This is a genomic window from Arthrobacter sp. D3-16 (assembly GCF_054408515.1).
The window spans coordinates 2,350,771-2,366,256 of record NZ_CP096437.1 but is presented as its reverse complement, the minus strand read 5'-3'; the positions used below and the strand labels follow the sequence as shown (position 1 = coordinate 2,366,256).

11 protein-coding genes and 1 tRNA gene are annotated in these 15,486 nt (G+C 65.0%); 11 read left to right on the top strand and 1 reads right to left on the bottom strand.

Annotated features, from left to right (window positions below):
- The first annotated feature begins 53 nt into the window (after nucleotides 1–53).
- From M1D32_RS11320 to pyk, 8 genes are all read left to right on the top strand, one after another.
- Nucleotides 54–341, top strand: coding sequence for an HGxxPAAW family protein (locus M1D32_RS11320; RefSeq protein ID WP_458778783.1), 288 nt, complete (start codon nucleotides 54–56; stop codon nucleotides 339–341).
- Entirely contained in the window at nucleotides 341–1,162 is an 822-nt protein-coding gene (gene trpC / locus M1D32_RS11315) for an indole-3-glycerol phosphate synthase TrpC (protein WP_458778782.1), read from the top strand. Before M1D32_RS11320 ends, trpC begins: the two co-directional genes overlap by 1 nt.
- 120 nt (nucleotides 1,163–1,282) lie before the next feature.
- A complete protein-coding gene (gene trpB, locus M1D32_RS11310) occupies nucleotides 1,283–2,611 on the top strand; it encodes a tryptophan synthase subunit beta (protein WP_458778781.1) in 1,329 nt (442 codons plus the stop codon).
- Nucleotides 2,608–3,435, top strand: coding sequence for a tryptophan synthase subunit alpha (gene trpA, locus M1D32_RS11305; protein WP_458778780.1), 828 nt, complete (start codon nucleotides 2,608–2,610; stop codon nucleotides 3,433–3,435). The genes trpB and trpA overlap by 4 nt, the downstream gene beginning before the upstream one ends.
- A 3-nt stretch (nucleotides 3,436–3,438) precedes the next feature.
- Entirely contained in the window at nucleotides 3,439–4,605 is a 1,167-nt protein-coding gene (gene lgt, locus M1D32_RS11300; protein ID WP_458778779.1) for a prolipoprotein diacylglyceryl transferase, read from the top strand.
- A gap of 263 nt (nucleotides 4,606–4,868) precedes the next feature.
- Entirely contained in the window at nucleotides 4,869–9,482 is a 4,614-nt protein-coding gene (gltB, locus tag M1D32_RS11295; RefSeq protein WP_458778778.1) for a glutamate synthase large subunit, read from the top strand.
- Nucleotides 9,475–10,932, top strand: coding sequence for a glutamate synthase subunit beta (locus tag M1D32_RS11290; protein ID WP_458778777.1), 1,458 nt, complete (start codon nucleotides 9,475–9,477; stop codon nucleotides 10,930–10,932). The genes gltB and M1D32_RS11290 overlap by 8 nt, the downstream gene beginning before the upstream one ends.
- 64 nt (nucleotides 10,933–10,996) lie before the next feature.
- A complete protein-coding gene (gene pyk / locus M1D32_RS11285) occupies nucleotides 10,997–12,487 on the top strand; it encodes a pyruvate kinase (protein ID WP_458778776.1) in 1,491 nt (496 codons plus the stop codon).
- Between the two features lie 66 nt (nucleotides 12,488–12,553).
- On the opposite strand, the gene M1D32_RS11280 is transcribed toward pyk, so the two are convergent.
- Nucleotides 12,554–13,159, bottom strand: a complete 606-nt coding sequence (locus M1D32_RS11280; protein ID WP_163163231.1) for an ANTAR domain-containing response regulator — start codon at nucleotides 13,157–13,159, stop codon at nucleotides 12,554–12,556.
- A 204-nt stretch (nucleotides 13,160–13,363) separates the two neighbouring features.
- On the opposite strand from M1D32_RS11280, the gene M1D32_RS11275 reads away from it, so the two are divergent.
- From M1D32_RS11275 to M1D32_RS11265, 3 genes are all read left to right on the top strand, one after another.
- Nucleotides 13,364–13,445: transfer RNA gene (locus M1D32_RS11275), tRNA-Leu, on the top strand.
- An 86-nt stretch (nucleotides 13,446–13,531) separates the two neighbouring features.
- Complete coding sequence (locus M1D32_RS11270) at nucleotides 13,532–13,870, top strand: hypothetical protein (protein ID WP_458778775.1); 339 nt, start codon at nucleotides 13,532–13,534, stop codon at nucleotides 13,868–13,870.
- Between the two features lie 303 nt (nucleotides 13,871–14,173).
- A complete protein-coding gene (locus M1D32_RS11265) occupies nucleotides 14,174–15,472 on the top strand; it encodes a MinD/ParA family ATP-binding protein (protein WP_458778774.1) in 1,299 nt (432 codons plus the stop codon).
- The last annotated feature ends 14 nt before the right edge of the window (nucleotides 15,473–15,486 follow it).

Below are 15,486 nucleotides of genomic sequence, written 5' to 3'. Positions count from 1 at the left end.
CCGGCCAAAAAATGGCAGAATGTAAGCAGTATCCACCCTGAGGAGATTTTCCAATGAGCAAAGCACCTGCGTCCGTTTCGAAGTCAGGCACCCGCACCGTAGCCCCCGGCGCCATTGACCACAGCCAGGAACTCGGCCACGGCAACAGCCCGGCGGCCTGGACCTGCGTCATCGTGATGCTGGTGGGCGCCCTCATCATGTCCATTGCTTTCGTCATCGCCAACACCCCCATCTTCATCGCCGGCGGCGGCGTGATGGTGCTCGGGCTCATCCTCGGCTTCATCATGCGCAAGGCAGGCTACGGCGTCGAAGGCAGCAAGCTGAAGAACTCCGGCCACTGATGGCAACTGTTCTCGATGACATCAACGCCGGTGTCAGGGAGGATATGGACGCGCGGAAACGCCTCGTTTCCCTCGCTGAACTGAAGGACCGGGCCCAGGCCGCACCGCCTGCCCGCGACGCCTGGGCCGCGCTCGGCGGTACCTCCCCGTCCCGGGAACAGCTGAAAGTCATCGCGGAAATCAAACGCCGCAGCCCCTCCAAGGGCGACCTCGCCGCCATCGGTGATCCTGCCTCCCTCGCACGGCAGTACGCCGACGGCGGTGCCTCCGTCATCAGCGTCCTCACCGAACAGCGCCGCTTCAACGGCTCGCTCGCGGACCTCGATGCCGTGCGTGCCGCGGTGGACGTTCCGCTGCTGCGCAAGGACTTCACCCTCGACGAATACCAGATCTGGGAAGCCCGGGCCCACGGCGCAGACCTGGTCCTGCTGATCGTGGCGGCCCTCTCCGACGCACAGCTCACCGAGTATTCGGCGCTCAGCTCCGAACTCGGCATGAACGTGCTGGTGGAAACCCACACTGAAGAGGAAATTGAACGGGCGGTCGCCGCCCATGCGCGCATCATCGGTGTCAACGTCCGGAACCTGAAGACGCTCGACGTCGACCGTTCCGTGTTCGCGTCCCTGGCGGGGCTGATCCCGGCCGAGGCCCTCGTGGTCGCCGAATCCGGCGTCCGCGACGTGGACGACGTCACGCACTACGCCGCCAGCGGCGCCAACGCAGTCCTGGTGGGCGAGGCCCTGGTGAGCCACTCCACCCCGCGCGAGCGGATAGCCGAATTTACGGCGGCAGGCGCCGCCGCCATCGCAGCCCGCGGCTGACCGGACGCCCCTGCACACACCACTGTGGCCAGGGGTTGCTTGCCGCCCGCGGAATTTGTCCGGCCCCGCAGCCGGAACGCCAACACTTACTGAACGATCAACTGGAACAGGACGGGACTGATGGCTGACGCACCCTCAGCGAACGCTGACAACAACGCCGCGGAAGCATTCCTGCAGGGCGGCTCCCTCAAGCACGCCCCGGGACCCTACTTCGGCAGCTACGGGGGACGCTGGATGCCGGAGTCCCTCATCGCCGCTTTGGACGAACTCGAGGAGACCTTCGACAAGGCCAAGGAGGATCCCGAATTCCGGGCCCAGATCGCGGACCTGAACAAGAACTACTCCGGACGTCCGTCCCTCCTCACGGAAGCAAAGCGCTTCTCGCAGCATGCCGGGGGAGTCCGGATCTTCCTCAAGCGCGAGGACCTGAACCACACCGGTTCACACAAGATCAATAACGTCCTTGGCCAGGCCCTGCTCGCCAAGCGCATGGGCAAGACCCGCGTCATCGCCGAAACCGGCGCAGGCCAGCACGGCGTTGCCAGCGCGACCGCCGCCGCCCTCATGGGCTTGGAATGTGTCGTTTACATGGGCGCGGAGGACTGCCGGCGCCAGGCGCTGAACGTTGCGCGCATGGAACTCCTGGGTGCCACCGTCATCCCCGTCACCAGCGGCTCGCAGACCCTCAAGGACGCCATCAACGACGCCCTGCGGGACTGGGTGGCCAACGTGGACAACACCCACTACCTTCTCGGCACGGCAGCCGGAGCGCACCCGTTCCCGGCCATGGTCCGGTACTTCCACGAGGTCATCGGCGAGGAAGCCCGCGCCCAGATCCTGGAGCAGGAGGGCACGCTCCCTGACGCCGTCTGCGCCTGCATCGGCGGCGGCTCCAACGCCATCGGCATCTTCCACGGCTTCCTTGATGATCCGTCCGTCAAGATCTACGGCTTCGAGGCAGGCGGCGACGGCGTGGAGACCGGCCGCCACGCGGCCACCATCACGCTCGGCAAGCCCGGCGTCCTGCACGGCGCCCGCTCCTACCTCATGCAGGACGACGACGGCCAGACCATCGAATCCCACTCGATCTCCGCCGGCCTCGACTACCCGGGCGTAGGCCCGGAGCACTCCTACCTCGCCGACATCGGACGCGTCAGCTACGAGCCGATCACGGACAGCGAGGCCATGGAAGCCTTCCGGCTCCTGTGCCGCACCGAAGGCATCATTCCCGCCATCGAGTCCGCGCACGCCCTGGCCGGCGCCCTCAAGGTGGGGCAGCGGCTCGCAGACGAAGCCACCGCCACCGGCGGAACGGCGCAGGACAAGATCGTGCTCGTCAACCTGTCCGGCCGCGGCGACAAGGACGTGGCCACCGCAGCCGAATGGTTTGACCTGTTGGACAAGGATTCCGCCGAAGCGGAAATCGGCAAAGAGGGGGAGCAGCTGTGACCACTGCACAGACCATCAGCAAGTCAGCGGCGGCCATCGACAAGGCCCGCGCTGAAGGCCGTGCCGCCCTCATCGGCTACCTGCCCGCCGGTTACCCCAGCGTGGAACAGACCATCGCCGCCGGCATCGCGCTGGCGGAAAACGGCGCCGACCTCATCGAAATCGGCATCCCCTACTCGGATCCCGTCATGGACGGCCAGGTCATCCAGGCCGCCACCACGGAGGCCCTGGCCAACGGCTTCTCAGTTCGCCAGGTCTTTGACGTGGTGGCAGGCATCACCAGCAAGACCGATGCCGCCGTCCTGGTCATGACCTACTGGAACCCGGTGGTCCGGATGGGTGTGGACGAGTTCTCGCTGCGCCTGTCCGAGGCCGGGGGAGCCGGGCTCATCACCCCGGACCTCATCCCCGACGAGGCAGCCGAGTGGATGGAAGCGTCGGACAAATACGGCCTGGACAGGGTGTTCCTTGTGGCGCCGTCCTCCACCACCGAGCGGATGCAGCGGACCGTGGACGCGAGCCGCGGCTTCGTCTACGCAGTGTCCATCATGGGAGTCACCGGCGCCCGGACCTCGGTCAGCACGGCAGCCAAGGACGTGGTGGCCGCGGCCCACGCCGCCGGCGCAGAGCGCGTCTGCGTAGGACTCGGCGTCTCCAACGCCGAGCAGGTCCGCGAGATCGCCGCGTACGCCGAAGGCGTCATCGTGGGCACAGCACTGGTGGCCGCCATCCGCGACGGCGGCGTGGACGCCGTCGCTGCCCTCACCAAGGACCTCAGCACCGGCCTGAGCCGTGACACCGGACTGACAGAGGAAGAAGCCTAATTCATGCAGACGCTCCTCCAGGCAGCCGCCATGGTTCCGGCCAGCATCCCCAGCCCGGACTGGTCCGGCTTCGACATTCCCCTGCCGTGGGGAACGCTGCGCATCCACGCCTACGCCCTGTGCATCCTGGCGGGAATCGTGGTGGGCCTGTGGCTGACCTCTGCCCGCTGGGCAAAGCGTGGAGCACCTGAAGGCAGTGTCTGGGACATCGTCGTCTGGGCCATCCCGTTCGGCATCATCGGCGGCCGGCTCTACCATGTTGTGTCGTCGCCGGACGCCTACTTCGGCCCAGGCTTTGACGGCACCGGGGACCTCTCCCTGATCCCGCAGATCCAGCGTGGCGGCCTGGGCATCTGGGGCGCCGTGGTCCTGGGTGTGGTGGGGGCCTGGATCGGCTGCCGCCGCAGCGGGGTCAAACTGAGTGCGTTCCTTGATGCCGCGGCACCAGGGCTGCTGCTGGCCCAGGCCCTGGGTCGCTGGGGCAACTACTTCAACCAGGAACTGTTCGGCGGCCCCACCACGCTGCCGTGGGGGCTGCAGATCGACGCCGACAACGCCAACTTCCCGGCAGGTGTCCCCGCCGACACCCTCTTCCACCCCACATTCCTCTACGAATCGCTGTGGAACCTGGCCGGCGTCGTGATCCTGCTTGCCCTGGACCGGAAGTTCAACTTCCGCCGCAGCAGGCTGTTCTGGCTCTACGCCATGTATTACACGCTGGGCAGGGTCTGGATCGAGGCGATGCGCATCGACGACGCCGAGCAGATTTCGCTGTTCGGCATCACCACCCGCCTCAACGTCTGGACCAGCATCGTCGTTTTCCTGGCCGCACTGGTGGCGTTTATTTTGCTGGGACGGAAGAAGCGGACGGAGCCGGACAGCGTGTACCTGCCGGGCCGGGAACCGGCGGAAAAGCAAGAGGCGGAGCCGGATAAAAAGGCTGTGTCAGCAGCCGGCGATTCGGTCCGTGATACGGACTCCGTTGTCTCAGATAGTGAATCGCGTGATAATCTCCCTGATAACCAAAGCGGTTCCCGGCGTGCCTCCGTCCCCACGGAGCAAGCCGAGGCTGCGCCGGTGGGCCCCAAGCCCGGACCGGACGCAACCGCTGCCGGAAGTTCCGGCAGCACGGCCACAGGAACCGCGCCGGAAGCCGGCACTACCAAGTAGCGCGCAGGCCAGGCAGGGCAGCAGAGCCACCGCTCGAAGCGCCCAATCACCACAGTGTCGTGGCATCGGGGCCACCCTGGGCAGCATAGAGCTGCTGCCCAGTGTTGCCCGGGGCAGGGGCCTGCGTAACTGTTAGTTCAGCAGGCCACGCTGACCTACAATTTCCAGTAATCAACACTTTGTTGTGCCCCTAACCGCGGCGCCGACGAGTGGGGCCAACGGTGTCCCTTCCATACGCACGATCAGGAGGAAGGACGTCTCCCATGAGCCAAACTCTTCACACTCCCAGCTGGTCCGAACCGGACCAGCCTGAGGCTGCCATGTCGCCGTTCAAGCGCTTCGCCGCCATGCCGGAGGCACAGGGGCTGTACAACCCGGAGCAGGAGAAGGACGCCTGCGGTCTTGCGATCATCGCCACCCTCCGCGGCGAGCCCGGGTACGACATCGTAGACGCCGCCCTCACCGCGCTGCGCAACCTGGAGCACCGCGGTGCCGTGGGTGCTGACGAAGGCACCGGCGACGGCGCAGGCCTCCTGATGCAGATTCCGGATGAGTTCTTCCGCGCGGTCACGGAGTTCGAACTTCCCGCCCCCGGCCAGTACGTTGCCGGCACAGCCTTCCTTCCCGCCGAACAGCGCGAGGCCGACGCCGCCAAGGCAGGCATCGAGGGCCTCGCGGCTGACGAGGGCCTGAAGGTCCTCGGCTGGCGTGAGGTGCCCATCGTCGCCGACCTCGTCGGTGCCATGGCGCGCGCCTGCATGCCCTACTTCTCCCAGCCCTTCCTGGCGTCCGCCACCGGCGAGGAGCTGGACCGCAACGAGCTGGACTCCCGCGCCTGGCGGATCCGCAAGCGCGCCCAGAACAAGTTCGGCGTCTACTTCCCGTCGCTGTCCTCGCGGACCATCGTCTACAAGGGCATGCTCACCACTGCCCAGCTCGAGCCGTTCTACCCGGACCTTTCGGACAAGCGCTTCAAGACCAAGCTCGCGATCGTCCACTCGCGCTTCTCCACCAACACCTTCCCGTCCTGGCCGCTGGCCCAGCCGTTCCGCACCATCGCACACAACGGCGAAATCAACACGGTCAAGGGCAACCGCAACTGGATGCGCGCCCGCCAGTCCCAGCTCGCCAACCCGCTGCTCGGCGATTCGCCGGAAGAGCTGTACCCCATCTGCACCCCCGGCGCCTCGGACTCCGCGTCCTTCGACGAGGTGGCCGAGCTCCTCTGGCTCTCCGGCCGCCCCATCACGCACTCGATCATGATGATGATCCCGGAGGCGTGGGAAAACCACGCCACCATGGACCCGGCCCGCCGCGCGTTCTACGAGTACCACTCCCTGCTCATGGAGCCGTGGGACGGACCGGCAGCTGTTTCCTTCACCGACGGCAACCTGGTGGGCGCAACCCTGGACCGCAACGGCCTGCGTCCGGGCCGCTTCTGGATCACCGAGGACGGCCTGATTGTCTTCGCCTCCGAGGTGGGCGTCATCGACGTCGAACCCTCCAAGGTGGTCAAGAAGGGCCGCGTGTCCCCGGGCAAGATGTTCCTGGTGGATACCGACGCCGGCCGCATCATCGATGACGAAGAGGTCAAGGCCGAAGTCGCCGCCGCCAACCCATGGGCGGAGTGGGTCAAGGACAACCTGATCGACCTGAACGATCTTCCCGAACGCGAGCACGTGGTGCACACGGCGGCGTCGGTGAACATCCGCCAGCGCACCTTCGGCTACACCACTGAGGAACTGAAGATCCTGCTGGGCCCGATGGCCCGCACCGGTGCAGAGCCGCTGGGCGCCATGGGCTCGGACACCCCGGTGGCCGTGCTGTCCAAGCGCCCCCGGCTGCTTTTCGACTACTTCGTGCAGTCCTTCGCGCAGGTGACCAACCCGCCGCTGGACGCCATCCGCGAAGAGCTGGTCACGTCGCTGACCTGTGCCATCGGCCCCAACGGCAACCTGCTGGACACGAAGCAGGTCCGCCAGCCCCAGGTCCAGCTGCCGTTCCCGGTCATCAACAACGACCAGCTCGCCAAGATCGCCAACATTGAGGATGCCGACGGCAACCGTGTCGCGATGAAGGTCCGCGGGCTCTACCGCCCCGAAGGCGGCGAGAACGCGCTCCGCGCACGGCTGACGGAAATCTGCGAGCAGGTATCCGGCGCCATCAACCGCGGCGTGCAGTACATCGTGCTGTCCGACCGCGACTCGAACGCGCAGTGGGCGCCCATCCCGTCCCTGCTGCTGGTCAGCGCCGTGCACCACCACCTGCTCCGCAGCGCCAACCGGACCAAGACAGCCCTCGTGGTCGAAGCCGGTGACGTCCGCGAGACGCACCACGTGGCTGTCCTGATCGGTTACGGCGCGTCCGCCGTCAACCCCTACCTGGCCATGGAATCGGTGGAGCAGCTCATTGCCGCCGGCGACGTCACCGGGGTCACCCCGCAGGACGGCGTCTACAACCTCATCAAGGGCCTGGGCAAGGGCGTCCTGAAGATCATGTCCAAGATGGGCATCTCCACTGTTGCGTCCTACACCGGCGCCCAGACGTTCGAAGCGCTGGGCCTGGGCCAGGAACTGGTGGACGAATTCTTCGCCGGTACCCACTCGCAGCTGGGCGGTGTGGGCCTTGACGTTATCGCAGCCGAGGTTTCGGCACGGCACCAGATGGCGTACCCGGAGGGCGGCATCGAGCAGCCCCACCGTCCGCTCCTGGGCGGCGGCGAGTACCAGTGGCGCCGCGACGGCGAGCCGCACCTGTTCAACCCGGAGACCGTCTTCCGGCTGCAGCACGCCACACGTGAGCGGCGCTATGACATCTTCAAGGCGTACACCAGGGGAGTGGACGACCAGTCCCAGAACCTGATGACCCTCCGCGGCCTGCTCAAGTTCAAGAATGAGCGCCCCGCGGTTCCGCTCGAGGAAGTGGAGCCTGTCTCCAGCATCGTCAAGCGGTTCTCCACGGGTGCCATGAGCTACGGCTCCATCTCGCAGGAAGCCCACGAGACGCTGGCCATCGCCATGAACCAGCTGGGCGGCAAGTCCAACACCGGTGAAGGCGGCGAGGACGTGGACCGCCTTCTCGACCCGAAGCGCCGTTCCGCGGTCAAGCAGATTGCCTCCGGCCGTTTCGGTGTCACCAGCCTCTACCTGACCAACGCCGACGACATCCAGATCAAGATGGCGCAGGGTGCCAAGCCCGGCGAGGGCGGCCAGCTGATGGCGCAGAAGGTCTACCCGTGGGTGGCCCGAACCCGCCACTCGACCCCCGGCGTCGGACTCATCTCCCCGCCCCCGCACCACGACATCTACTCCATCGAGGACCTCGCGCAGCTCATCTACGATGCGAAGCGCGCAAACCCCTCGGCCCGCGTGCACGTCAAGCTGGTATCGGAAGTCGGGATCGGCACCGTGGCGTCCGGCGTGACCAAGGCGAAGGCCGACGTCGTGCTCGTTTCCGGCCACGACGGCGGAACCGGCGCGTCTCCGCTGAACTCGCTCAAGCACGCCGGCGTCCCGTGGGAGCTCGGCCTCGCCGAGACCCAGCAGACGCTGATGCTTAACGGCCTGCGCGACCGTGTGGTGGTGCAGGTGGACGGCCAGCTCAAGACCGGCCGCGATGTTGTGATCGCTGCGCTGCTGGGCGGTGAGGAGTTCGGTTTCGCCACCGCTCCGCTGGTAGTGGAAGGCTGCATCATGATGCGCGTCTGCCACCTGGACACCTGCCCGGTGGGCGTCGCCACGCAGAACCCGGAACTTCGGGCACGCTTCAGCGGCAAGCCCGAGTTCGTGGTCAACTTCTTCGAGTTCCTGGCCGAGGAAGTCCGCGAAATCCTGGCTGAGCTGGGCTTCCGGAGCCTGGAAGAGGCCATTGGCCACGCCGAGGTCCTGGACGCACGGGATGCCGTGAACCACTGGAAGGCCGATGGCCTGGACCTGGATCCGATCCTGCACGGGCTGGAGTTCGACGACGACGCCCCGCTGCGGAACATGACCGGCCAGAACCACGAGCTGGACAAGCACTTCGACCAGCGGTTGATCACCATGGCGACGGAGGCCCTTACGGACCGCAGCCCGGTGAAGATCGCCGTGGACGTCATCAACACGGACCGTTCAGTGGGCACCATGCTGGGCCACGTGGTCACCAAGACGTTCGGTACTGACGTCCTGGCCACGGACACCATCGATGTCACCCTCAGCGGCACCGCCGGCCAGTCACTGGGCGCATTCCTGCCTGCAGGCATCACCCTGCGGCTGTTCGGCGACTCCAACGACTACGTGGGCAAGGGACTTTCCGGCGGGCGCATCATCGTCCGGCCGGACCGCACCAACGTCTTCAAGGCGGAGACCAACGTCATCGCGGGCAACGTGATCGGCTACGGCGCCACGAGCGGTGAAATGTTCCTGCGCGGCCAGGTGGGCGAACGCTTCCTGGTCCGCAACTCGGGTGCCACCGCGGTCGTGGAAGGCATTGGCGACCACGGTTGCGAGTACATGACCGGTGGCCAGACGCTGATCATCGGGCGCACCGGGCGCAACTTCGGTGCCGGCATGTCCGGCGGTACCGCCTACGTCCTTGACCTGGACGCAGCCAAGGTCAACAAGGACGCCCTGCAGTCCGGTGAACTCCAGCTCCGTGAGCTGGACGCCGAAGACCGCGACATCGTGCACGGCCTCCTGGCCAAGCACGTTGAAGAAACTGATTCCCAGCTGGCCGCGCGCCTCCTCGAGAACTTCGATGACACCGCCGCCCGCATTACCAAGGTGCTGCCGCGCGACTACGCGGCTGTGCTGCAAACCCGTCTCGACGCCATCGAAGAGGGCCTGGACCCTGACGGCGAAGAAGTGTGGTCCCGAATCCTGGAGGTAACCGGTGGCTGATCCACGCGGATTTTTGAAAGTACGTCAGCGTGAAACCCAGCCGCGCCGTCCCGTTCCCGTCCGCATCATGGACTGGAAGGAAGTGTACGAGGCGCAGGAGAAGGGCACCCTGAAGGCACAGGCCGGCCGCTGCATGGACTGCGGCGTGCCGTTCTGCCACCAGGGCTGCCCGCTGGGCAACCTCATTCCCGAGTGGAATGACCTCATGTGGCGGGACAAGGGCGAGGAAGCCATCGAGCGCCTCCACGCCACCAACAACTTCCCGGAGTTCACCGGCCGGTTGTGCCCCGCCCCGTGCGAGGCGTCCTGCGTGCTGGGAATCAACCAGCCTGCCGTCACCATCAAGCAGGTGGAAGTCTCCATCATCGACGAAGCCTGGGACAACGGCTGGGTCAACCCGCTGCCTCCCGCACGCCTGACCGGAAAGACCGTTGCCGTCGTCGGCTCCGGGCCTGCCGGCCTGGCCGTCGCGCAGCAGCTCACCCGCGTGGGCCACACCGTGGCCGTGTACGAGCGCGACGACAAGATCGGCGGCCTGCTGCGCTACGGCATCCCCGACTTCAAGATGGAAAAAGAGCAGGTTGACCGCCGCGTCGAGCAGATGAAGTCGGAGGGAACCCGCTTCCGCACCGGCGTAGCGGTGGGCACGGACGTGACCTGGGAGCAGCTGCGCAGGCGCTACGACGCCGTCGTGATCTGCACCGGCGCCACTGTCCCGCGTGACCTGCCCATCCCGGGCCGCGACCTCGAAGGCGTGCACTTCGCGATGGATTACCTCGTGCCGGCGAACCGAGCGGTTGCGGGTGAGACGGTGGAGAACCAGATCCATGCCCAGGGCAAGCACGTGGTCATCCTTGGCGGCGGCGATACCGGAGCCGATTGCCTGGGCACGGCGCACCGCCACGGTGCTGCCTCCGTTACCACGCTTGCCATCGGCAAGCAGCCCCCGGCGGAGCGCGCGGGCCACCAGCCCTGGCCGACGTTCCCCACGCTGTTCGAAGTTGCCAGCGCCCACGAGGAAGGCGGCGAGCGGACCTACCTCGCCTCCACCGTTGAGTTCGTTGGGGAAAACGGCCAGCTGACGGGCGTCAAGGTTGCCGAAACCGAATTCGTTGACGGCAAGCGCCTGCCCAAGGCCGGTACCGAGCGAATCATCCCTGCGGACCTGGTCTTCCTGTCCCTGGGCTTCACCGGGGCCGAGCCGGCGGGTATCAACGAACAGGTCAACGCCGAGTTCGACGGCCGCGGCAATGTCTCCCGCGACGGTTACTACATGACCAACACGGAGGGTGTCTTTGTTGCCGGCGACGCCGGGCGTGGACAGTCCCTGATTGTCTGGGCCATCGCCGAGGGACGCGCCGCCGCAGCAGCAGTGGACAAGTACCTGATGGGCAGCACCATCCTGCCCGCACCCGTGGCGCCTACCGACCGGGCCATCGCCGTCCTCTAGTGCAGCATCGAGGGTTCACCTCCACGACAACTTAACCAATGCAAGAGACCAATAGGGTAGGTATATGAGACGCGCAAAAATTGTGGCTACGTTTGGCCCGGCAATTGCCAGCTACGAAAACACCCTCGCGGTGCTGGAGGCCGGCGTTGACGTCGCCCGCATGAACATGAGCCACGGCGACTACACCGTGCATGACAACACCTACGAAAACGTCCGGAAGGCAGCAGCCGATCTCGGCAAGGCAGTGGCCATCATGGCTGACCTGCAGGGGCCCAAGATCCGCCTGGGCCGGTTCGTTGACGGCCCGCACGCTCTCGCCGTGGGTGACACGTTCACCATCACCACCGAGGACGTTCCGGGCACCAAGGACATCTGCTCCACCACGCTGAAGAGCCTCACCGAGGACGTCAACGTGGGTGACGCCCTGCTGATCGACGACGGCAAGGTGGCGCTGCGCGCCACGGCTGTGGACGACGTCAAGGTCGTTGCCGAGGTTACGGTGGGCGGCATGGTGTCCAACAACAAGGGCATCAACCTCCCCGGAGTTGCCGTCAACGTCCCCGCATTGAGCGAAAAGGATGAGGACGACCTCCGCTGGGCAATGCGACGCGGCGTTGACCTGGTGGCCCTGTCCTTCGTGCGTGACGCCACTGACATCACCCGCGTGCACGAGATCATGGACGAGGAAGGCCGCCGTGTGCCGGTCATCGCCAAGATCGAAAAGCCGCAGGCTGTTGAGCAGCTCCCGGAGATCATCGATGCTTTCGATGCCATCATGGTGGCCCGTGGCGACCTGGGCGTGGAGCTTCCGCTGGAGGAAGTGCCAATCGTCCAGAAGCGTGCCATCGAACTGGCCCGCCGCTGGGCCAAGCCGGTCATCGTGGCAACCCAGGTCCTGGAATCCATGATCGACAACCCGCGCCCCACACGCGCCGAGGCCTCAGACTGCGCCAACGCCGTGCTGGACGGTGCGGACGCGGTGATGCTCTCGGGCGAGACCAGCGTGGGCAAGTACCCGATCGAGACCGTGAAGGTGATGGCCCGGATCATCGAGTCCACTGAGGTCCACGGCCTGGAGCGCGTTCCTCCGCTGGGCACCAAGCCCAAGACCCGTGGCGGCGCCATCACCCGTGCCGCCGTCGAAATCGCCGATCAGCTGGACGCCAAGTACATCTGTGCTTTCACCCAGTCCGGCGACTCGGCACGCCGCCTCTCCCGCCTGCGGCCCATCAAGCCGGTCTTCGCATTCACCCCGGTGGAGCAGGTCTGGAACCAGCTGGCGCTGACGTGGGGCATCCAGCCGGTGCTGGTCCAGATGGTGGACCACACGGATGAGATGACCGCGCAGGTTGACCGCAGCCTCCTGGAGATGCAACTCGTTGAAGATGGCGACCTGGTGGTTATTGCCGCCGGTTCGCCTCCCGGAAAGGCCGGTTCCACCAACTCCCTGAAGGTGCACAAGGTGGGCGACCTCGCCGACTCCACACGTGTTGGTGAAGCAGTCAGCAACAAGGAAAAGCTCGGCCCCTGGCCGGAAAAGAAGAAGAAGGCCTAGGCTTTCGGACAGCGAAAAGGACCCCTGCCGCTTGGCAGGGGTCCTTTCGTCTGTCTACAGCAGCTGTTAGTTGACCTGGTTGATGATGGTCTCTGCCACTTCGCGCATGCTGAGGCGGCGGTCCATGGAGGTCTTCTGGATCCAGCGGAAGGCTTCCGGCTCCGTAAGGCCCATCTTGGTGGTGAGGAGGCTCTTGGCACGCTCCACGAGCTTGCGGGTGGCGAACTGCTCCTGGAGGTCGGAGACTTCGCTCTCGAGTGCCTTGATTTCCTCGTGGCGGGAGAGAGCGATCTCAAGCGCCGGGATGAGGTCCGCAGGGGTGAAGGGCTTCACCACGTAAGCCATGGCGCCGGCGTCGCGGGCGCGCTCCACGAGTTCCTTCTGGCTGAAGGCGGTCAGCAGCACGACGGGGGCGATGCGGGCCTTGACGATCTTCTCCGCTGCGGAAATGCCGTCCATAACAGGCATCTTGACGTCCATCAGGACCAGGTCCGGCTTCAGCTCTTCAGCCAGCTGGACAGCCTTCTCGCCGTTGTCTGCTTCGCCGATGACGTCATAGCCTTCGCCGCGCAGGATTTCGATGATGTCGAGGCGGATGAGGGTTTCATCCTCGGCCACAACGACGCGGCGCGCCGGCTGGGACGTGGGTTTTGACTCCGTCTGTTCAGTCACGGGATCTCCTTGGAAATGTACGGCGGGGACATCACTATCTTAGGTGCGCCCGGTCCTGTACTTGATCTGCATGGTCGGTGTGCGGCGTCGGCGGCGCGATTCTGGAATTCAGCCTATCTGCATGTAGAGTAATTCCGCGTACGTGAAGCGATCGCGTTGCTCACAATCAGCTGTGGGCGTAGCCTTTTGCTTCATGTAATCCGCGCCCGAGTGGCGGAATTGGCAGACGCGCCGCACTCAAAATGCGGTATCGAAAGGTGTGTGGGTTCGAGTCCCACCTCGGGCACAGTGTTTCCGCAGGTCAAAGGCCTGTCGGGCGGTGGAGTGTGTACAAATCCACCAAAAGTGTGTACACGGGCGTACCGTTTTTTTATGGCCAGCATCAGTACACGCACCAAGAAGGAGGGTTCCAAGTCCTACATGGTGCGTTGGCGGGATCCGAAAAATCGGTCGAACCAGGGGCTGACCGTCGCCACCCTTATTGAAGCTGAGACGCTCAAGCGGCTGCTGGACGCCAACGGCCAGTCCTTCGAAATCGCCCAGCATGCCATCATCTCCAATGAGAAGCGCACACCCACTGTGGCCGAAGTCATCCAGGAACACATCGACCTGTTGATCCGTCCATCGAGCGGAACCACGAAGACGTACCAGACCATGCTGGAGCTGCATATCCGGCACGTCATCGGCCACGTGCAGAGAGTTCCCCTTTAATTACGAGTTGACTGCCACCCGGCTCGTGCAACTCGCCGCATCATGGACGTTCGTCTCGCAGAGGTCCGACAGCTCCTTTGTCCTGTCCAGAATTCGTCATCTGAGTGAGCAAGCGGTGTCGTCTACTACAGACCTTGTCAGATTCCCTCACGTCACCGCCGCCTTCCGCCTGGGAGGCCCAGAAAGCTGCCGCAATGGCCCCGTTTATGCTCCTGAAGGCTTTGTGACATGACCGCCGGCAGTCCCGACGACTAGGATCACTGAGAGGCGCCACTGGGGTGCGTAGAGGTTGAGGAGCAAGTCATGGAATTGGGGGCCACGCGGGTAGAAGTGTTTGCCGACGGCAGGTTGACTGTTGGCGGAGAAGCAATTTCACCTCCTCCGGGCACTGACCCATACACGGCGGCCATTGCGGTGTTGGCTGACTTCGCTCAGACATCTGGTGCTCCGGTTGTTGCTGCAGCGACTGACCACGCCAAGGGTCAGCACGGCATGTTTCAGGTCTACCCGGACGGCAGGGCAGAACCTGTGTCACCGGAAGTTCATGTTGATGCCCCGGTTCAGGATGTCCCTCCGCAGGCAGCACCAGATCCTCAGGGCGCCGTGACTGGCGCAGTCGGTGCAGCGGCCATGGATGCGTTTCCGCTCGGAAGTGATGCGACTCGTCGCTCGCCTTACGGTTCGGCGACTGTCGAGACTCAATTCGTTCGTCCGGACCGGCCCCGACCCAATTCGGGCTTCCGAGGTGCCGTTTACTCCGCTACCGGCGGTCTGGTGAACCTTGGTCCCAGCGCAAGGGACCAGGATGAAGCGGAGTTGGAGCGGCGGATTGCCCGACCTTTGTCCGGCAGCTTCAATACGGCCATCCTGAGCTTGAAAGGCGGTATCGGGAAGACTTCCACCACTGTCGGTGTCGGCATGATTCTGGCGGAATACCGGGGTGACCACCCCTGCGCCATTGATGCTAACCCTGACAGCGGTGACCTTGCAGAGCGCGCCTTGGGTGAAATGCTGTACCAGAAGGTCAAGCCCCGCACCGTGACGGACATCGTGAGGGACATTGGCGAAATCAAGTCCTTAACGGTGCTGACCGACTACATGCATCACGCGAACCGGTTGCACCTGATCGCCGGCGAGCAGGACCCGGCACTTTCTGACGCGCTTACGGCTGAGGAGTACCTGAAGATCAAGCAGCTGGTCTCCCAGTATTACGCAGTGACTCTGACCGACTGTGGTACAGGCGTATCGCACCCGGCAATGGCTGGTGTGCTGCCGCAGGCGACCAACCTGGTAATCGCAAGCGGCTACGCGGTCAGTGGCGCCAAGCGTGCACGCAACACCCTGGAATGGCTTGCCGCCCATGGTTACGAGAGCCTTGCCCGGAACGCCATCGTCGTGGTGACCGACAAGGACCAGGTCTCCAGCAGGGTCAACAAGCGTGCCATCGAAGAACACCTGGCGGGCTACTGCCGTCAACTCATTACCGTCCCGCACGATCGTGGTGTGGCAGATGGCGACCGTATTTCTCTGAACAAAATCTCAGCGGCCACGCGGCGGGCTTACAAGGAAATTGCTGCAGCGATTGTGGATGGCTACGTCTAGGGACGTTTTATTTT